Origin of the sequence: Marinifaba aquimaris, assembly GCF_013328345.1 — a bacterium.
In the GTDB taxonomy this organism is placed as follows: Bacteria; Pseudomonadota; Gammaproteobacteria; order Enterobacterales; family Alteromonadaceae; genus Marinifaba; species Marinifaba aquimaris.
Genome location: NZ_JABULX010000004.1, coordinates 165,585 through 184,407 on the forward strand (window position 1 = coordinate 165,585; position 18,823 = coordinate 184,407).

Annotated in this window: 17 protein-coding genes; 5 read left to right on the forward strand and 12 right to left on the reverse strand. The window is 39.9% G+C overall.

The window, feature by feature from the left end; genetic code table 11:
* Positions 1–15: 15 nt before the first annotated feature.
* The 4 genes from mfd to HR060_RS04415 form a co-directional block, all read right to left on the reverse strand.
* Positions 16–3,480, reverse strand: coding sequence for a transcription-repair coupling factor (gene mfd, locus HR060_RS04400; RefSeq protein WP_174199064.1), 3,465 nt, complete (start codon positions 3,478–3,480; stop codon positions 16–18).
* A gap of 83 nt (positions 3,481–3,563) precedes the next feature.
* Positions 3,564–4,526 carry an ABC transporter substrate-binding protein gene (locus tag HR060_RS04405; protein ID WP_174199065.1) on the reverse strand — a complete coding sequence of 321 codons (963 nt, stop codon included), beginning with the start codon at positions 4,524–4,526 and terminating at the stop codon, positions 3,564–3,566.
* A gap of 159 nt (positions 4,527–4,685) precedes the next feature.
* Entirely contained in the window at positions 4,686–5,720 is a 1,035-nt protein-coding gene (locus HR060_RS04410) for a Glu/Leu/Phe/Val dehydrogenase (protein WP_174199066.1), read from the reverse strand.
* A 139-nt stretch (positions 5,721–5,859) separates the two neighbouring features.
* Positions 5,860–6,786 (reverse strand): LysR family transcriptional regulator, encoded by a 927-nt coding sequence (locus HR060_RS04415; RefSeq protein WP_174199067.1) that lies wholly within the window; start codon positions 6,784–6,786, stop codon positions 5,860–5,862.
* A gap of 128 nt (positions 6,787–6,914) precedes the next feature.
* On the opposite strand from HR060_RS04415, the gene HR060_RS04420 reads away from it, so the two are divergent.
* Genes HR060_RS04420 through ppc form a run of 3 tightly spaced genes read left to right on the forward strand, consistent with a single transcriptional unit; the run spans position 6,915 to position 10,620 of the window.
* Positions 6,915–7,091, forward strand: a complete 177-nt coding sequence (locus HR060_RS04420) for a hypothetical protein (protein ID WP_174199068.1) — start codon at positions 6,915–6,917, stop codon at positions 7,089–7,091.
* Between the two features lie 2 nt (positions 7,092–7,093).
* A complete protein-coding gene (locus HR060_RS04425; RefSeq protein ID WP_174199069.1) occupies positions 7,094–8,032 on the forward strand; it encodes a sodium-dependent bicarbonate transport family permease in 939 nt (312 codons plus the stop codon).
* 26 nt (positions 8,033–8,058) lie between these two features.
* Entirely contained in the window at positions 8,059–10,620 is a 2,562-nt protein-coding gene (ppc, locus tag HR060_RS04430; RefSeq protein ID WP_174199070.1) for a phosphoenolpyruvate carboxylase, read from the forward strand.
* 117 nt (positions 10,621–10,737) lie between these two features.
* On the opposite strand, the gene HR060_RS04435 is transcribed toward ppc, so the two are convergent.
* Positions 10,738–11,418 (reverse strand): SDR family oxidoreductase, encoded by a 681-nt coding sequence (locus tag HR060_RS04435; RefSeq protein ID WP_174199071.1) that lies wholly within the window; start codon positions 11,416–11,418, stop codon positions 10,738–10,740.
* A 105-nt stretch (positions 11,419–11,523) separates the two neighbouring features.
* Here HR060_RS04435 and HR060_RS04440 point away from each other — a divergent pair, with 105 nt between their 5' ends.
* The gene (locus tag HR060_RS04440; RefSeq protein WP_174199072.1) at positions 11,524–12,141 is read left to right on the forward strand and encodes a TetR/AcrR family transcriptional regulator; all 618 of its coding nucleotides are present in this window, start codon (positions 11,524–11,526) and stop codon (positions 12,139–12,141) included.
* Between the two features lie 8 nt (positions 12,142–12,149).
* Here the strand turns inward: HR060_RS04440 and HR060_RS04445 are convergent, their stop codons facing one another.
* From HR060_RS04445 to HR060_RS04455, 3 genes are all read right to left on the reverse strand, one after another.
* The gene (locus HR060_RS04445) at positions 12,150–12,443 is read right to left on the reverse strand and encodes a hypothetical protein (protein ID WP_174199073.1); all 294 of its coding nucleotides are present in this window, start codon (positions 12,441–12,443) and stop codon (positions 12,150–12,152) included.
* Positions 12,444–12,589: 146 nt separating this feature from the next.
* Positions 12,590–13,396, reverse strand: coding sequence for a Cof-type HAD-IIB family hydrolase (locus HR060_RS04450; RefSeq protein WP_174199074.1), 807 nt, complete (start codon positions 13,394–13,396; stop codon positions 12,590–12,592).
* Between the two features lie 22 nt (positions 13,397–13,418).
* Entirely contained in the window at positions 13,419–13,868 is a 450-nt protein-coding gene (locus HR060_RS04455; RefSeq protein WP_217434867.1) for a GNAT family N-acetyltransferase, read from the reverse strand.
* Positions 13,869–14,064: 196 nt separating this feature from the next.
* On the opposite strand from HR060_RS04455, the gene HR060_RS04460 reads away from it, so the two are divergent.
* Positions 14,065–14,664 carry a hypothetical protein gene (locus HR060_RS04460; protein ID WP_174199075.1) on the forward strand — a complete coding sequence of 200 codons (600 nt, stop codon included), beginning with the start codon at positions 14,065–14,067 and terminating at the stop codon, positions 14,662–14,664.
* Between the two features lie 116 nt (positions 14,665–14,780).
* On the opposite strand, the gene HR060_RS04465 is transcribed toward HR060_RS04460, so the two are convergent.
* From HR060_RS04465 to HR060_RS04480, 4 genes are all read right to left on the reverse strand, one after another.
* The gene (locus tag HR060_RS04465; RefSeq protein WP_174199076.1) at positions 14,781–15,296 is read right to left on the reverse strand and encodes a P-loop NTPase family protein; all 516 of its coding nucleotides are present in this window, start codon (positions 15,294–15,296) and stop codon (positions 14,781–14,783) included.
* A 248-nt stretch (positions 15,297–15,544) separates the two neighbouring features.
* On the reverse strand, positions 15,545–16,087 hold the full coding sequence (locus HR060_RS04470; protein WP_174199077.1) for a GlyGly-CTERM sorting domain-containing protein: 543 nt from the start codon (positions 16,085–16,087) through the stop codon (positions 15,545–15,547).
* Complete coding sequence (locus HR060_RS04475) at positions 16,020–17,582, reverse strand: thrombospondin type 3 repeat-containing protein (protein ID WP_174199078.1); 1,563 nt, start codon at positions 17,580–17,582, stop codon at positions 16,020–16,022. Before HR060_RS04475 ends, HR060_RS04470 begins: the two co-directional genes overlap by 68 nt.
* Positions 17,583–17,789: 207 nt before the next feature.
* Entirely contained in the window at positions 17,790–18,770 is a 981-nt protein-coding gene (locus HR060_RS04480; protein WP_174199079.1) for a serine hydrolase domain-containing protein, read from the reverse strand.
* Positions 18,771–18,823 lie beyond the last annotated feature (53 nt).

Genomic DNA, 18,823 nt, shown 5'->3' on the forward strand with positions numbered 1-18,823 from the left:
GAGTAAGTCAATCCGTTAGCTTAACAGCTTAAATAATTGTTCAATAAAATCGAGTTTTTCTTGGGCTTCTGCCGCTTCTAAATTGAACCTCAATTTATCTTGTCCGGCTAAACCGAATGTAGTTGGTGCGCTTTGAATCAAGTTGATGATCTTAGTCGGATCGGTAACCGCCCCTTCTTTAAATTCTACTATACCACCTTTGATACCTGCATCTAATTTCTTAATGCCTAATTTTGCTGCTTGCAGCTTTAATTGACTTTGTTTGACAAGGTTTTTTGCAGGTTGTGGTAATAAACCAAAGCGGTCTATTAACTCAATTTGAACGTCATCTAATTTATCTTGAGTATCACAACTGGCGATCTTTTTGTACATGGATAATCGCGTATTCACATCAGGGATATAATCATCGGGTAGTAAAGCCGGAATACGTAGCTCTAGTTCTGTGCTCACTGCAAATGCATCGGTTAGTGCGGGCTCTCGGCCTTCTTTTAAAGCCTTTACTGCTTGTTCAAGCATTTCCATGTATAAGGTAAAACCAATACTGGTAATTTGACCGCTCTGATCGTCACCGAGTAATTCACCTGCACCGCGAATTTCAAGATCGTGCGTTGCAAGTGCAAAACCTGCACCTAAGTCTTCTAAATTAGCGATGGCTTCAAGACGCTTTTGAGCATCTTTTGTCATACGCTTTGGATGCGGTGTCAGCATGTAGGCATAAGCTTGGTGATGCGAGCGACCCACACGACCACGTAACTGGTGAAGCTGTGCTAAACCAAAATGATCGGCTTGATCGATAATAATGGTATTGGCACTTGGGACATCAATACCCGTTTCGATAATAGTGGTACAAACCAAGACATTGTATTTTTGATGATAAAAATCAGACATCACGCGTTCTAGTTCACGTTCGCGCATTTGACCATGACCAATTATCGGCCGTGCCTCTGGTACGATCTCTTGAATTAACTCAGCTGTTTTATCAATCGTCTCTACCGAATTGTGTAGAAAATATACTTGACCACCACGCATAATTTCACGACTGATGGCTTCTTTGATTAATGCTTTATCGAATTGGCGCACGAATGTTTTAACGGCAAGTCGCTTAGCAGGTGGTGTTGCGATAATAGATAAATCACGCATCCCACTCATGGCCATGTTTAAAGTACGCGGGATAGGCGTTGCAGTAAGGGTCAGTATGTCTACATCTGCGCGTTGTTTTTTAATCAGCTCTTTTTGGCGGACGCCAAATCTATGCTCTTCATCGACGATTAATAACCCTAAATCTTGATATTTAACATCACTTGAAAGTAGCTTATGCGTACCGATGATGACATCTACTTGGCCCTCAGCTAGCTGATTAAGCACTTCTTTTTGTTGTTTAGCGGTTTTAAAGCGCGATAATACTTCGACTTTGATTGGCCAGTCGGCAAACCTATCTTGGAAGTTTTCATAGTGTTGTTGGGCAAGGAGTGTTGTTGGTACCAACACGGCGACTTGTTTGCTCTCATTAACAGCCGCAAAGGCAGCACGCATTGCCACTTCGGTTTTACCAAAGCCAACATCACCACAAACCAGACGGTCCATACATTGGCTAGATTGCATATCGCGCAATACGGCGTTAATGGCTTGTTCCTGATCTAAGGTTTCTTCAAACTTAAACCCAGCACTAAATTGGGCATAATCATCGTTGTTAATTTTAAAAGCAAAGCCGGGTTTTGATTCGCGTTTGGCGTATACATCGAGTAATTCAGCGGCCACATCTCTGACTTTTTCGGCTGCTTTTTTCTTGGCTTTTTCCCAAGCATCACTGGAAAGTTTGTGAAGTGGTGCATGGTCGATATCACCACCTAAATAGCGTGAGATAAGGTGTAAATTGGCAACGGGTACATAAAGCTTTGAATCTGCATATTCAAGTGTCAAAAACTCGGTTGGCATACCACCGGCATCAAGGGTTTGTAAGCCTTGGTAACGGCCGACACCGTGATCTAGATGCACAACAGGCTGGCCAATACTCAGTTCGGCCAAATTTTTTATAACGGAATCGGTTGTTGAAACCTCATCTTTTTTACCGCGTCGCCTTCTTGCTTGTTTGACTGGGTTACCTAGCAGCTCAGCTTCTGTTACTAATGCCAGTTGCTGGTCATTAATATTGCCAATAAAGCCGTATTCCAGTTCTAAAATACATAAAGCTAAATCGACCGGCTTTTTCAAAAACTGTGTTAAGTTATCAAGTGATTTAGGTTTGATCCCCGCTTTTTTCAGCATTTCGAGCAAGGTTTCACGTCGACCTTGTGTTTCAGATAAGATCAACACTTGCCCATCAAAGTTGGCAACAAATTCATTAAACGCTTTAAACGGTTCTTTCAGTTGAGCATTGACTGCAATATTAGGCAATGCCTGGCAATCGAAGTTAAATCGACCTGCTTTTTCTTCAAGCTTTGCTTTGCCAAATTCAATACGACCAAATTGGTTAAGTGCTTGGTAGAATTGATCAAGTTTTAGATAGAGATCGGCTGGCTTGAGTAATGGCCTATTTTTGTCATAACGCCTATCTTCATAGCGATTTTCAACCTCTGTTAAAAACCGTTCAACTTGATTTTGTATGCCATCTTCAAACAGTACATTGGCATTACCTGGTAAATAATCAAACAAGGTTGCCGTTTGTTGGAAAAATAGCGGTAAATAGTACTCAATGCCTGCAGGCATAATGCCTTTGGATACTTGATAGTAAACTGACTCTTTGTTGGTATTCGGTTCGAAATATTCACGGTAGTTGACTCTAAAGGTTTCAATTGCTTTATCGTCTATGGGAAATTCATGCGCGGGTAAAAGTTCAATCTTATCTAGGGTTTCTGCAGATCGTTGGTTCTCGGGATCAAATTGACGGATACTATCTATTTCATCGTCAAAAAAATCGAGTCTAAACGGGGTATGACTACCCATAGGGTAGAGGTCCAAAATGGATCCTCTTAGTGCGAACTCACCGTGTTCCATGACTTGATCGACTGCGCGATAACCAGCACGTTCTAGTCTCAACCTAAATTCATTAATATCGAGTGTCTGACCTTTATTGATCAGTAAGGTGTAATGATTGAGAAAATCAATAGGTGCAAGTTTGACCAGTGCAGTTGTGGCTGGTACCACAAAAATGGCACGCTCATTCGCTTGTAATTTTGCTAATGTTTCTAATCGTTGTGAAATGATATCTTGGTGCGGTGAAAAGTTGTCATATGGCAACGTTTCCCAATCAGGGAAATAATACGTATTGAGCTTTTTATCGTCTTTTGTCAGTGCTTCGAGCTCAGCCACAAGTTTCAATGCCGATGGTGTATCAGCTGTAATAACTAAAATGGCGCCTTTATTTTGATTGGCTAACGCATGAGTGGCTATTGATAAACTACTGCCAGCTAAATTGCCCCAGCGAATGTGATCGCCTGCTTTTTTAGGCGAGCTCGGTTGTGTTACAGAAATCTTGCTCATTGAATAAACTAACTCGATACCAAAGTGCGCTCATTCTAAAACAATTGCCGGGCTAAAGCACTGTTTTTAATTACAGTTTTTTATTAATCATCCTTACTCGCAAGATGGATTAATGTACTCGGAATATGGACGTTTGAATCGGCAATCAGCCCTTTATTTTGACTTAACTTAAAGTGTTTACTTTTTTGAATCTTAATATCAACAGGGCGGGTACCTTGTAAAATAGCGAGGGTGGCTCTTGCTGCCCAAGCGCCTTGCTCTTGGGGTAAGTTATCATAGGTAAAGTGGGTATAGGTTCGGTGCATTGAAGATAAATTAACCGTCAATTGTTTCGCATTTTTGGCAATGAAATCATGTGCTTTTTGGGCATCGAAGTTATTTACTGATGCAATGTTATCCATAATGATGATATAGCCTTTATCGGTTAAATCAGTCACGACAAACTGCCATTGCTCAAAAGAGTTGACGACCTCAAAATGGATATCAGCGTAGATATTTTGGTAGTACTTCAGCTTTTTTTGACTCGTTGTAGTGTTGGTAAAAAGTACTGCGTATTGGCTGTTCTTTGGCAGTGTTTTTGTTAATGCCTTAAGTAACGGGGGTAATACTGCCGATTCAACTAACCCTGTGGCATTTTCATAAGGGTAGCCATAGACATAAGCATCTAGATTGACGCCAACAAAAACCACGGGAATTTTATGGTTCTTAAAGTACTTTTGAATCACATATTTTGACGCATTATCATCACTGGCAATGATAAGGTCTGGTTTGATCTCTTCGATAAAGGCCACACTTTTTACGGTAATTAAATCTAAATACTCATTGTCGAAATTACGCTTAGTATCCATGTGAAATGGATAAACTCGACCATTGAATTTTGCCACTTTGCGCCGATAGGTTTTAAGAATTTTATCACTCCAACTAAAACCATTGTGGTAGGAATTTAAAAAGACGATTTTAGGTGATGCCGTTTCTGTACGAGCAAAAGCATGATGAGAAAAAAAACAGAAGAAAATGAGCAATCCAATTGCAAAGGTTTTTGGCATGGTAAAGTGGTTGACAAGTACAAAGAATGTACAACTAGAATATAAGAAAAACCGCCTAAATGTTAGTTAATAAACGTTAATTAATCACAAGAATTATTAAAAATAAATAAAAGTTAAAGTAGTTAAGTAATTGAACTACTTTAACTTTTTTAAATAGAGTTACTTGATTAACTCTCTAGCCATAATATCGGCTACTTCTGCAGGTGTTTTACCTGATGTTTTGGCTCGTTCAAATAAAGTATCTAATGTAGTGTAGATGGCTTCAACTTTTGCCGAGATAGCCGTTTCATCATAGTTGTCTTTATCGCCCACTTCTAAAGCGACATTAATGATACCACCGGCATTAATCACATAATCCGGCGTGTATAAAATACCGCGTTCTTGTAAGCGCAACCCATCTTCAGCTGTTGCTAACTGGTTATTTGCACAACCTGCAACTATCTCTGCTTTTAACATAGGGATAGTAAATTCGTTCAGCGTAGCACCTAATGCACAAGGTGCGTAAATGTCACAGTCCTGATGATAAATGTCTTCGGTCGCAACTATGGTTGCGCTAAACTCTTGTTCAACGCGTTGTAGTGCTTGTTCATCAATATCGGTAACGATGAGCTTTGCTCCCGACTCGTGTAAATGTTTACACAAGTAGTAACCAACATGACCAACACCTTGTACTGCAACAATCTTACCGGTTAAATCTTCAGAACCAAATTGGTGTTTGGCTGCGACTTTGATACCTAAGAATGTACCTAATGCAGTATGTGGAGATGGATCACCGCTTGAATCTTTTGTTCCTGAAACAAACTCGGTTTCAGAGTGAATGAGCTCGATGTCATCTGGGGTAATACCGACGTCTTCGGCAACGATATAACTACCACCTAAGTTATTTAAAAAACGGCCAAATGCTTTGAATAAAGCGGGCGACTTATCTTTTTTAGGATCGCCAATGATCACTGCTTTACCACCACCTAGTGGTAAACCCGCGACAGCACTTTTATACGTCATACCTTTTGATAAACGAAGTACATCCGTTAATGCTTCCTCGTCATTGTCATAAGGCCACATACGACAACCTCCACAACCAGGGCCTAATTTGGTGTTGTGAACAGCAACAATCGCTTTTAAGCCTGAAGCTTTATCGTGAAAAAAGACCACTTGTTCATGGTCATCAAAGTGCGGGTTAGAAAAAGTAGGCACTTGGTTTATTCCTTCAAATAGATTAAACAAATCCACTTCATCTTAGCCGAATTGTTCTGCCCGAGACACGTCTTAAATCAAATACATAACAGGGCGTTTGTAAATAAATAGAGACGAGTATGTAAGGCCTGATAGCCAGTTAACCTTGGTAGTTGCTCGATAGTAAGTTCTCAATGCCTTGCTCTTGCATGAATTGTTCAAAGGCTCGGGCTAGTCGGCTTGTTTGCCGATCTTTTCTTTGTACTAAATGCCATTGATTTTTTATTGGGAAACCTTTTACTTTTAGTTTCACTAAACCCGGGACATGACCGTAATCGAGCGTATGGCGACTGAGAATGGATAACCCAAGTCCCGCAGCGACTGTGTATTTTATTGCTTCATTACTTTCTATTGTCATTTTTTCGGACAATTTAATCTTATGGCTATCCAAAAACTGAGTGATGCTTTGCCTTGTGCCTGAGCCATGTTCTCTTAGGATAAAAGGGTAGTGAGAAAGCCTCGCCAGACTGATATTGTCCATGCCGACTAATTCATGGCGTTTAGGTGCGACGACCACCAGCTCATTGTCCAAAAAGGGTTTAGCAATGATGTCGGCTCGCTCAGGGCAATGACTGAAGATATAAAAATCATCAAGGTTAGCATTGAGTCTTTCCATTACCTGCTGGCGGTTACCTATCTGTAAATTGACATCTATTTTGGGGTGTTTTTTACAGAATGGTCCGAGAATTAACGGCAAAAAATACTTTGCTGTCGATACCACACAAATTTTTAGTGAACCCGATTGCAAGCCTTTTAAATCATCTAACGCCACTTGCATATTGGTTAAACTGGAAAAAATCTCATCAGCGGTGCGCAACAATTGTTGTCCCGCATCGGTTAACTCAATTTGTTTGCCACGCGAATGGTAAATTGGCAATTCAACTAATTCACTTAGGTTTTTTAACTGAATAGAAACTGAAGGCTGAGAGATATGTAGCTTTTCAGCGACTGCTGAAATGTTCTTATATTGAGCCAGTGCTCGTATGAGCTGTAATTGGCGAAAAGTAGGTTGGCGATTACTCAGCATAACTCAATTTAGCCATTAGTTTGTATTTTCATATAAATAAAAATCTATAGTTGATGTTGTAAATATATATTGGTTTTTATTTTTGTCTAGTTTTAGACTCACTGCCAATTATTTTTAGGAGTTCAACAATGCAGCTAGTTTTCGTTTGTTTAACTTTTATTTTTCTTGCTCTGATTGCTTTAATTGCCAAAACCACAGGTATGGCAATGGGTAGCTTTACTACATTGTTGATTGCGATGGCATGTTACATTTTGTTTTGTTTGTATCTTAAAACACAAAACAAGTCACTGGCACAATCGAGTTAAAGATGGCGAGCTTTTTACCAGATATCTTAGCGCTATTTTTCTTAATGGCTTTAGTGTGTCAGCGACTAGGCGTCAATTTGCAACTACCCAATGATGCTTATCAGCTACTTACCTACGTTTTATTAATCACAATCGGGTTAAAAGGTGGCCAAGCGCTCGCCTATAGTGCGAACTGGGCTTTATTAGGGCAGAGTATATCCGTTATCATGCTCGGCGTTTTGGTAACGCTGGTAGCCATGTTGTTGATTGGTACTTTTTCCAAGCTTAATACAATAGATAAAACAACACTCGCTGCACATTATGGCTCCGTTAGTGTTGGTACTTATGCAGTGGCGATCAGTTTCTTACAATTAAGAGAAATTGAATTTGAACCACAAATTGCATTATTTGTCGCACTATTAGAACTACCCGCAATTATATTTGGTTTGGCTTATTTAAGTCGTAAACAAGGCCAAAAAGGCTTTGATTTACGTACCATCTTCGCGCACAAAAGCTTAGCCCTGATTGTAATAGGCATGCTGATTGGTGCTCTTTATGGCGAAGTAGCCGAACCTATGGTGAAAAACTTGAAACCCATTTTCGCCGTTATGCTTGCTTTATATTTAATTCATATGGGGGCATTGGCTGGTCAACGCTTATCTGACCTGTCGAGCAATCATATGTTTATTATTAGTTTTGGCATCACGATGCCTGTATTGGGTGCCATAATGGGCCTTACTTTGGGGTATTGGTTGGGTTTAAGTGTGGGTGGATTAACCTTACTTGCAACCTTAGCGGCCAGTGCGTCCTATATTGCTGTACCTGCTGTATTTGAGCAGGCTCAGCCTAAAGCCAACATCGCCCAAGCGTTAGTTGCGTCTTTAGCCATAACTTTTAGCTTTAACGTAATCTGGGGGATCCCACTTTACGCTCATGCGGCAGACATCATCAGTCGCTTATAAATAATAAAGAGATGAGAGAAAAACTTATGTTAGAAACAATCTCAAATAATGTCCGTGAACTTGGCACTATCTTAGGTAAAACTATTGCTGATGATAAAGGTGCCAGTTGGATTGATAATATTGAAGCTGTTCGTCTTTTAGGTAAAGACGTTGCTGCAGGTGATGAACAAGCCGTTGAACAGTTACAACGCATTTTTTCACAAAGCTCTGAAGATGATCTTCTCATTCACGCCAGTGCTTTCAGTCAGTTTTTAAACTTGGCAAATATTGCTGAACAACAACACACAGCGAGCGAACAAGGTCTAGCTGAATTAGATTTACCTCACCCATTAGAATCACTCGCTGCAAAATTAGGTGATTTAGATGCTAAGCGCTTCAACGAAGCAGTAGCTAAATTACATATTGAGCTCGTTCTTACTGCTCACCCAACAGAAGTTAATCGTCGTACTTTTATTCACAAATATCACCAAATTGCTGAAGAACTAGGCCAAGCTGATGGTCAATTAAGTGGCCGTATCGAAGAATTAATTGAGCAAGCTTGGCACACGCATGAAATTCGTAACAAACGTCCATCGCCACTTGATGAGTCCCGTTGGGGATTAAACGCGATTGCCGATAGTTTATGGCATGCGGTACCTCAATTTGTCCGTGAATTGGATGAATTGTCAATTAAAGTAACGGGCCTGCCTTTGGCAGAAGATATCGTACCCGTAACGATGGCAAGCTGGATGGCGGGTGATCGTGATGGTAACCCGTTTGTTACAGCTAAACTAAGTAAACAAGCGATTATGCAAGCGCGCTTAATGGCAGCAGAACTTTACTTACAAGACTTCGAACGTTTATCACTTGAATTGTCTATGAGCAAAGCAACGGATGAATTATTAGAAGCCGATGTTAATCACTTAGGCCCATATCGCTGTGCATTAAAAACGGCTATTGATAAGTTGAAAGTCAGTGTCGCCTTATTACAAGAAGGGCAAAGTGCAGGTGCTATCGCATCATCTGATGAACTAATTGCACCACTTAAAGCTTGTCGTGAGAGCTTACTGGCCGTTGGTTTGACGCGCGTGGCTAACTCACATGTATTAGATCTTATCCGTAAAGTTCAGTGTTTTGGTATCTCACTCGTTAAGCTCGATTTTCGTCAACACAGTGAGCGTCATGACGAGACCGTTGCTGATATCGTTAAAGCGCTTCACTTAGGTGACTTTAATCATTGGACAGAACAGCAAAAGATTGAATTCTTATTAAACGAATTGAAAAATCCACGCCCATTGCTACCTCAAGCTCAGTGGAGTGAAGACACCCAAGAAGTACTGGATACTTTTGCACTGATCGCAGAGCAACCAAGCGAAGTGTTAGGTATCTACATCATTTCGATGGCAAGTAAAGTAAGTGACGTATTAGTGGTCAATTTACTGATGAAAGCGGCTGGAATGAGCTGGCACATGCCTATTGCGCCGTTGTTCGAAACGTTAGACGATTTAAATGATGCGGCTAGTGTGATGAATAAACTACTCGCTGTAGATGAATACCGCAATAAATGTGCGGGTGAGCACTATGTGATGATAGGCTACTCTGATTCATCTAAAGATGCGGGTGTACTAGCGGCTACTTGGGGTCAGTATCAAGCGCAAGAAGCATTGGTTAAAGTGTTTAAAGAGCACGACACCATCTTAAAATTATTCCACGGTCGTGGTGGCACTATCGGTCGCGGTGGCGGTCCAGCTCATGCGGCTATTGCCTCTCAACCACCTGGTACGTTAGACGGTGGTTTACGTGTAACTGAGCAGGGTGAAACAATTAGGTACAAGTTCGGTTTACCTAACTTAGCCGTGCGCAGTTTACATTTATATGCCAGCGCTATCTTAGAAAGTCTGATCACGCCTCCACCAGAGCCAGAGCAAGAGTGGCGTGAATTAATGGACAAAATGGCAGATGTTAGCTGTGATATCTATCGCAGTTATATTCGCGAAGAAGCAAACTTTGTTCGTTATTTCCGTCAAGCAACACCAGAGCAGGAACTTTCATCACTACCTTTGGGGTCGCGTCCAAGCAAACGTAAAGTAGACGGTGGTATTGAATCACTTCGTGCTATCCCTTGGATTTTTGCATGGAGCCAAAACCGTTTAGTTGTGCCAAGTTGGTTAGGTTTAGGCCAAGCAATTGAGCAGTTTGTTCAAGACAACAATGATACGATGCAAGCGATGTTAAAAGCGTGGCCTTATTTCAAAGCCCGTATTTCGTTAACTGAAATGGTTTACTTAAAATCAGATCGTCAAATATCGGCACTTTATGATGCAGCATTGGTTGAAAAAGAACTACAGCCGTTGGGTGAACAAATTCGTTCTCAATTAGCCAAAGACGAGCAAACGGTTATGCGTTTGTTAAATCAAAAAGAAGCAATGGAAAGCGATCCTTGGAACCAAAGCTCGTTTAAATTACGTCAGCCTTACCTGGTACCATTGCACTTAATGCAAGTAGAAGCACTTAAGCGCTTAAGAGAAAAACCAGAGCACCCTCAATGTGAACAATTATTGATGGTGACGATGGCGGGTATTGCAACAGGTATGCGCAATACCGGTTAATTAACCCCGTAATGAATTAAAAGAAAACCCGCTTTAAAGCGGGTTTTTTATTTATTCTTCAGCAATCATTTCTGCTTGAACCACATCTTGGTAAAAGCTTTGGTAGCCTTGGCCAAATTATTTAGCTATCTCATCAGGGAAAGATAAAAATACATTGTTTTCTAGCACATCGATAATGTCATCGGCGACAACGCTTGAAGGTTCACCTATATCTTTGACGCCGGCTTGCTCTGACATATCCGTTGCGATAGGTCCAGGGTGAACACTGTGAACTTGAATGCCTTTTTGCTCAAATTCATTTTTAACCGAAAGCGTAAATGAATAAGAAGCGGCTTTAGAGGCAGAGTACGTGGCGACTGAATCAAAACTTTTAAACGATACAATTGAATTTAACTGAATAAATGTGCTTGTTTTATTGGCTTCAAGTACGGGAGCAAAAGCACGTGCCATTCTCAGCAGTCCCAGCGTATTGACATTGAGCTCCTGTTCAAAACTATCAAATACGTTATCGTCAAATACGCCTGATGGCGCTAAAACGGCCGCGTTGTTGATGACAATATTGACATCTTGCGCGCTTGCTGCGAGTGCTTGTACTGAATTTGGGTTGGTTACATCGACTTCTAGTGCTTCAAACTGACCTGGGTAGTCGTTAACTAGATCGTTAACGCTGGCTCTATTTCTCACCGCTAAATAAACTTTTTCCGCTCCTTGATTTAAAAATGCAATGGCGATATCTCGCCCAATACCTCTATTTGCGCCGGTGACAAGTGCGGTTTTACCTTTAACAATAATCGACATGATTTATTCCTTAATTCAATTAACTGATTTGTACCGATTGGTATGATTGATATTTTATTTACCGATCGGTACAATTGAGTCAAGCATTTATTTTTTGGATTTTTCATGTCGGGTAGAAAACGCAACTTTGATACGGAAACGGCATTAAGAGCAGCCACTTTAGTTTTTTGGCAAAATGGGTATGCGGGTACTTCGCTAGCTGATTTGACCAAAGCGATGGGCATCAATAAACCCAGCATGTACTCAGCCTTTGGCAATAAAGAGGCTTTGTTTATTCAAACGATTGATTATTATCGCCAGGTATTTGCAGCTCCTGTTTTTGAAACCCTAATTGACAATAATTTATCAACTAAAGATAAGCTAACTAATTGCCTTAGGGCTTTTGTTGAATTTCAAACTGAGCCGTCTTTGCCAAGAGGTTGTTTTGTCAGTATGTGTACTGGAGAGTCAACCAGTGCCGCATTACCTGATTCGGCACAAACGGCGCTAGCACAAGCAGATGAATCGTCCTACGCATTATTACTCGAATTCTTCCACAAAGAGCAAACTGCATTGCGTCTAGATAAATCACTTAATGCCAATGAGTTGGTCGACTTTTTACTGACCTTTACTCATGGTTTGGCGGTACAGGCAAAAGCGGGTAAAAGCAGAGAAGCTTTGTTGAATTTAGTGGATGCCAGTATCAAGTTTTTGCCACTTCATATACCTAACAGTGTTAGCTAATTGATAAATTAGCCCTGCTCAAACAGTTTATTTGCAGATTTTTTGAGCTCGGCTTGCGGTAAGTACTGATCGGTTATAACCAAAATTGCGTTGAGGTTATTACGTAAGTGTTCAAGGTTTAAATCATCAGGCCCTAGTGACGTTTGCAATAAATGAATGGCCATATCAGCTAACAACAAGCGCTGTTTTTCTGGCCATTCTATATCGCCTTTACGCGCAGGGTGATCCAAATAGGCTTTTTCAATCTGGCTGTGTAGTTGCCATGTCGTTTTAATTAAGTCTTCTCGTTCGATGTCTTGCACAATTTTTGACTCCAATAACTGCAGTTTTAAATTGGTAAAATGTTTGTGTGAGTCACATTAGGTTATTATATTCACTGATTAATTAACCAATAATTTAACCGTAATCATCTGCAATCTAACTTTTTATTGGTGTGCCACTTAATGCTTTAACCGGGCTCCTCATTTAGCACTTGGCTACGAATAGTTTTAATTACACCGTTTTCTTGGTTACTAGGCGCGATATGGCGTGCCACTTTTTTTATATCAGGATGCGCATTAGCCATTGCGTAGCTGTGATAGGTGGCTGTTAGCATTTCTTTATCGTTTAGATAATCTCCAAAGCTCATACTTTGCTCATAAGTGAAATCAAATATCTCCCTTAACTGACAAATAGCTTGGCCTTTAGATGCGCTCGGATGCATGATATCAAGCCATATATAAGCGCTGATAACGACTTGATGCGTTGTTTCAAAGTGGGGGGCAAGATGAGGGTAAACATGTTTTTCAGTACCGTTAAAATCTAGAATAGCGACTTTGATAAACTCATCATTGACTTGTTTTAAGTCATCAACAATTTCTAGCTGGTGGTAATACTTTCGTATCTCTGCTAGCGCTTGTTGATTTTTAGTTTCAACATAAGCTGACTTTTTGCCACAAACGACAATAAAAGCAGATTTTATCTGACGTGTTTTTTCGATAATTTGACTAACGACTATCGGGCTGATGCTTTGGCTAAATAGGACTTTATCTTGATAAACGACGAGTGTGCCGTTTTCAGCAATAAATAACATTTTGTTTTTTATGCCTGCAAATTGTTTAGCTAAGCTTTGGTATTGTCGACCAGATGCTGCGGCAAAAACGATGTTCTTTTTTGACAGTTGTTCAAATACTGCAAAAAAATCAGTTGGTAAACACTTATTGTCATCTAATAACGTACCATCCATATCGACGGCAATAAATTTAATGGATGTCATATAGTCTCTTTTTTAGCCAATATTAATCAGGTTTAATGACAAAACCTCGTTCAATGCCATCCTTTAAACCGACTGAACGATAAAGTTGATGTGCACCTTTAAGTTGCTCTCCTGAGAGTAACATGACTTTGTAACAACCTTTTTGCCAAGCGAGCTTAATTGCAGAATCAATCACCTTTTGACTCAAACCTTGACGACGAAAATCAGCAGAGGTAACAACATGTTCTATCATCGCAAAAGGTTTTGCACCATTAGTCAGGGTTAAATTCAGCGTTAGTGAACAAGTTGAAGCAAGTTTCCCGTCCATATCGGCGACAATGATATCCGTTCTGTCATCATGGAGCATATTTTGCCAAGTGGTTTGAGCTTGCTCGGGCGTTAATAATGGATCATTCGGTCTTAATTCATCATAAAGTTGTAGTATTTGTGCTAAGTCATCTTTTTTAGCCGTTCTTATCTGCATAATTGGCATATTTCCCTATGTCATTGAGCCTTAGGTAAACTAAGTTAGCAAAAAAGTTAAATGAAAATATAGATTAAAAACAGTTTGTTAGTCTGCTTTGTATACCAAACTAACGCTTTTGCCTTTAGGTTCCATAATCTTTGCACATTTGATGGGTATATTATGCAGCAGTTAGGTAGTTATGTAGTCAGCTTAGAGGTAATTAATGGAAAAAATGATCAAAAAGCTTTTAGTGGTAAATATGTTACTGATGTTAGTTTGGGCAAGCCGAGCAAAAGCTGCACTCATTGTGTATACAGATAGAGCGGCATTTGAAACGGCTGTGAATGCACCACTGAGTTTTGAAGGCTTTAATGATAACACACAAACTCATGTAGATGTTTCAGGCTTTAAAGCGTATCGCATGACGACAAGTTTAGTTAGTGAAGGTGACAAAGCCCTGTCAGTTCGAGAAAGTAATACTTTGACTGTCAGTTTTGATCACGATGTGTTTGCTATAGGTTTTGATGTGAACGAACTTAATGCGAATAACCTGACGTACTCTGATGATGCTGGTCATGAAATCATCAATGCGCTGATGGTGACGCAAGTTTGGAATGAAAGTTCATTTTTTGGCGTGATCAGCGACGTTGCCATTAATTCGTTTAGCTTATCAGGGCAGGGTGGCACAACGACTGCTTTTTATGGCTCCGATGCATTGAGTTATACCGCACCTGTAGAAGTGAGTGCGCCCTCTAACACCTCTGTGTTATTACTTGCCGGTTGCGCAATTGCACTATTGCGAATAAAGCGACAGTCCGCTTAGTTAAGTTCCTATAAAACGTGTGAAAGCGTTTGCCAAAAGTTTAGTGAGTTGCGACTAAACTTTTGACTTTTTAAACAAGTAAGATTGGTTTCTACTGCCTTCATCTTAGCAATTTTCTAAAGATTATTGGTAAACCCCTTTAACTGGTCCAACTGTTTTATATGGTAAAAGTGCTTATTTTGTTTTTTGGCCAGTGTTTTTAGCTGATTGACAAGTTCATCATTCCAAAATGCTTTACTCAGCGTTAAATAACGATAGCTTTGCAAAGTACCTCTCAAAACTGAGCTGCCTTTAGGCCAACCTTTAGGTGATTGGAATAAGCTTTTCATGAGTCGCTTGGTCACTAAGTAATAAGCAGTGCTATAGGGAAGATCGACATAAATTAAGGTATCGGCAGATTGTACTCTTTGCTCAAAACTACTGAGCGTCCCTAAGCCATCAATCAACCACCTTTCTTTAGTTAAGATTTCATCGTGTGCATGATGAAAAACCTCTTTACTTACCGCTTCTCCATTGGGTTTAAATTGTATCGCATCTAAGTGAAATAATGGCATATTAAGCTGGGTTGAAAGTTGATGGCTAAGTGTAGACTTTCCACTGCCGGGTTTTCCGAATATGGCGACTTTTTTCATATGACCTCCGTTTACTAAATTGTACCTAGAGGCAGATAAAACAAACCCGCCTCGTAGGCGGGTTTTGAAATTAAAATACAGTTAAACCCACCATTCCACATGGAATGATGATAATTTGAAATACTTGGGTTAAAACTGAATGTATTTTGTTGATAACACAAGCTTGCTGGCTTTTTTCTTTACTGTCAATACTCTGTTCTTAAAAAGATAAGCTAGCACTTTATTAGCTAGCTTATGTCTATTTAACGTTATGATTGCCTTTTTCTAAACCAAGCAAGTGAGAATAATGACAGTATACCAAATGACAAACTACCACCGCCGCCACCGCCACTTGAGCTGGTGTTTGAAGCTGTGCCTGTTCGGTTATTAGTCGCAGTTGCCGTATCACTGGTATCTGTTGTATCACTTGAATCATTAGTGCCATTATCTACAGCGTTATCATCAGTGCTGTTATCAGTATCAGTAGTGTCATCAACCGTATCATTATTATCCGTACTGTCATTGTCATCAGTATCGTCAATGGGTAGACCAGAGTAATAAGTTAAGTTTGACGCTTGATCGAAGTTTTCAACAATTCTTACTAAACCAATATCCTCTGCAAAATGTAGTTTTGCCATGTAGTAAAGTGAAACCGTATTTCCGTCAATGTCGGCATCTGCCCATAAATGGAACTCACTGGCTAATGTGTCAAACTCACCCACAGGTGTTGTAATCGTTTCGTGTTTATAGCTTACATTGCTGCTCCAACTGACATTTCGAAGGCCATATAGGGTCGATATCAACTCGTCCAATGCCTGAATTGCCCCCTTGATGAGTTAAATCAAACCCTTGGCTAAGTTCAATATCAACGTCGTAAGCTTGGTTGTTGATATTTAATCCAGGTATATACAAACCATTAAATACAAGGGAATCCTCCTGTGCACTTAAGTACATTTGTGAGCCCGAACTAAAGCTAATTGGTGTAATGCTTTGACCGTATATTTGTTTGTTGTTTGCTAAGTTTACCGTTAAACCTGAATCGTATTGCCATGTGCTACCTGAGGTTAATGGTAAGAAATCAGTTGCATTTAGTACTATGCGTGTTGCATCTTCTGGAAACGCATCGTTTTCATCAAGCACGCCATCGTTATCATCATCTGTGTCGAGGTTATTTCCGATACCATCGTTGTCACTATCTTTTGATTCAGAGTAATCAAATGGAAAGTCATCTTGCGTATCAGGAACACCGTCATTATCGTCATCTAAATCGGCATTATCACCCGTGCCATCAAAATCAGCATCTTGGCTTTCTGTTGCATCTTTAGGGAAGATGTCAACCTCATCAATAACACCATCGTTATCAAAGTCATTTTCAACAAATTGATAAGTAGTTAATTGGGGAATACCAGTATCACTCAAAGAGACCACTAATAAACTGTTATTACTAATAGGTTCAAGTGCTACGGGTTTAGCTGCTAGTTCAAATGAGTCTGTTTCGTTAAGAGTAAAATCGGCATTGTAGCGATTGATATGACTGATTGTGTTATCTTCGTTACCACTTAGTGTAATTATGTTTCCCGCAACCCACTCTACATCGGTAAACTCTGCTTCATTTGGGCTTAAGTTCGTTAATTCCACCATATAAGTGCCGCTGACGACTCGGCCACTACCCAGTGCTATTTGGTGCCCAGATTCGGATGGTTTGATATTGTGACTCCAACCCTCTGAATCGTGATATGAGCTATCTTGTGCGTAACCAAGGTAATTGGTATCTGCATTAAATACCATCCAGTTAAGGTCGGCAGGCGAGAAGTTTGATAGGTAGTAAACACGCTCTTTGATAGGGTGATACAAGTAATCTTGAGTGGGCTCTATTTGATCGGATAACAACGTTTCAGCTCCATTGATATCATATGCTGATAAACGGCCCCAAGAGCTTGTGCTTTGTCTAACAAAAAGGCTATCACTGACGCTACTTAACGTAGAGACAAAAAACTCAGTGGTAAGGAAAGGTTTCACACTATCATCACTAATGTCTATGTAATCTATTTGCTGAGTATTATCACGTTGCAGTAAATAAATTCTGTCATGTGCTGCTGAGTAGGCTAATTTAGCTTGTGTTTGCTCAAGTGAAATGGTGTCTAAATAGCGCTTTTCAGTAATCGACCAACGGAATATGCTGTTGTTATCTTGGCTACTGAGATAAACCGTATCATTGTTTTTATCTATAAAAACGTCATCGGGCGTATAGGCTAACCCCGTAGGGTCAATATTCGCTTGTGAGCCGAAAGAGGCCGCAATTAGCATACTTAAGACCCTGGGCTTGAAATGCTTCATTCTTAATCCTTAAGATTTATTATTATAATAATGCACTTTTTATCGCATTTTGGGGTTGAATAGGGGTTGCTAAGATTAACTAACAAGGCTTTAGGTTCAAAAATTTATAGTGCTTACGAAACTTGTTGTTTTTCTTGTTTATCTTGTTGATTTTAAATTGATACTCTTATTTTAATTTTAACTTAAGTTGAGTTCTGTAAGGTTTTTAATCAAACTTAATCTATTATCTGCGCGGGGTTTGAATGATGAAGTTACCGATACCACTAATTCATCTGATTGATTAATGTATAGCGCATTTCCGCTATCACCCAATGCGGCATAACAACCCTTGGACTTGTCTATTACCCACCAGAGGTAGCCATAATCGGCATACGATGAAGTAGAGTGTGTTGATGTACTGAGCTGAATCCAACTTTCATCAACAATTTGCTCGTTGTGCCAACGCCCTTTGTTTAGATAAAGTAAACCCAGTTTGAGTAAATCATTGGCATTGATGGCCAAACCCCAACCTGTTGAGACATCACCTACAGGATCGCAGGCCCAACCATTGACTTGTTTTGCCTTAACTAGATTAAAGTAACTCGCTTTATCTGTGATGGCTATTTTTGTTTTTGCTGCAATACCAAGTGGTTGGAACAAGTGCTGATTAGCAAAGTTAATTAACGGATGACCGCATGCGTTGCGCATTAAACCTGATAGTAAATGCAAGCCAACGGTGGTGTATTTAAATACGCCTAGATTTTGCTTGCCGCCTAATAAATCCAAACAACTTTTTGTCCAATCATGGCTCGAATACACTTTTGTATAGGGTTCGTATTTAAATTTATATGGCGCAGTCATAGATAAAATATCTTTAATTTTAACGCTAGGGAGTATCTTCTCTCCTCTTTTGAGTCGATAATCTGGAAAGTAATCTAAAACCTTATCTTCAATACTTTTTATTTGCCCTTTTTTAAGTGCAATACCAACCAATATAGAAACAACACTCTTAGTCACAGATGCAACGTGTATATTGTGATGAGCTAAGTGTGGTTGATACGAAACGATTGTTTTCCCTTTTTTATTGGCTATTAAACTGATGATGTTGCCGTGATGCGATGTAATGTATTTATTAGTTTGCTGTGCATTGTCAGCTTTTGTTGTGTTTAGTCTGTCCATAAGGCCTCTCCCATAAAAATTGGGATCAGCCTAATAAAATGATTTTAAAAAAT

Excerpts from the sequence above, each read along its gene's own strand:
- HR060_RS04435 (WP_174199071.1), bottom strand. The coding sequence starts at position 11,418 with ATGTCGATTATTGTTAAAGGTAAAACCGCACTTGTCACCGGCGCAAAT.
- ppc (WP_174199070.1), top strand. The coding sequence starts at position 8,059 with ATGTTAGAAACAATCTCAAATAATGTCCGTGAACTTGGCACTATCTTA.
- mfd (WP_174199064.1), bottom strand. The coding sequence starts at position 3,480 with ATGAGCAAGATTTCTGTAACACAACCGAGCTCGCCTAAAAAAGCAGGC.
- HR060_RS04415 (WP_174199067.1), bottom strand. The coding sequence starts at position 6,786 with ATGCTGAGTAATCGCCAACCTACTTTTCGCCAATTACAGCTCATACGA.
- HR060_RS04405 (WP_174199065.1), bottom strand. The coding sequence starts at position 4,526 with ATGCCAAAAACCTTTGCAATTGGATTGCTCATTTTCTTCTGTTTTTTT.
- HR060_RS04475 (WP_174199078.1), bottom strand. The coding sequence starts at position 17,582 with ATGCTAATTGCGGCCTCTTTCGGCTCACAAGCGAATATTGACCCTACG.
- HR060_RS04480 (WP_174199079.1), bottom strand. The coding sequence starts at position 18,770 with ATGGACAGACTAAACACAACAAAAGCTGACAATGCACAGCAAACTAAT.
- HR060_RS04455 (WP_217434867.1), bottom strand. The coding sequence starts at position 13,868 with ATGCCAATTATGCAGATAAGAACGGCTAAAAAAGATGACTTAGCACAA.
- HR060_RS04450 (WP_174199074.1), bottom strand. The coding sequence starts at position 13,396 with ATGACATCCATTAAATTTATTGCCGTCGATATGGATGGTACGTTATTA.
- HR060_RS04425 (WP_174199069.1), top strand. The coding sequence starts at position 7,094 with ATGGCGAGCTTTTTACCAGATATCTTAGCGCTATTTTTCTTAATGGCT.
- HR060_RS04440 (WP_174199072.1), top strand. The coding sequence starts at position 11,524 with ATGTCGGGTAGAAAACGCAACTTTGATACGGAAACGGCATTAAGAGCA.
- HR060_RS04465 (WP_174199076.1), bottom strand. The coding sequence starts at position 15,296 with ATGAAAAAAGTCGCCATATTCGGAAAACCCGGCAGTGGAAAGTCTACA.
- HR060_RS04460 (WP_174199075.1), top strand. The coding sequence starts at position 14,065 with ATGGAAAAAATGATCAAAAAGCTTTTAGTGGTAAATATGTTACTGATG.
- HR060_RS04420 (WP_174199068.1), top strand. The coding sequence starts at position 6,915 with ATGCAGCTAGTTTTCGTTTGTTTAACTTTTATTTTTCTTGCTCTGATT.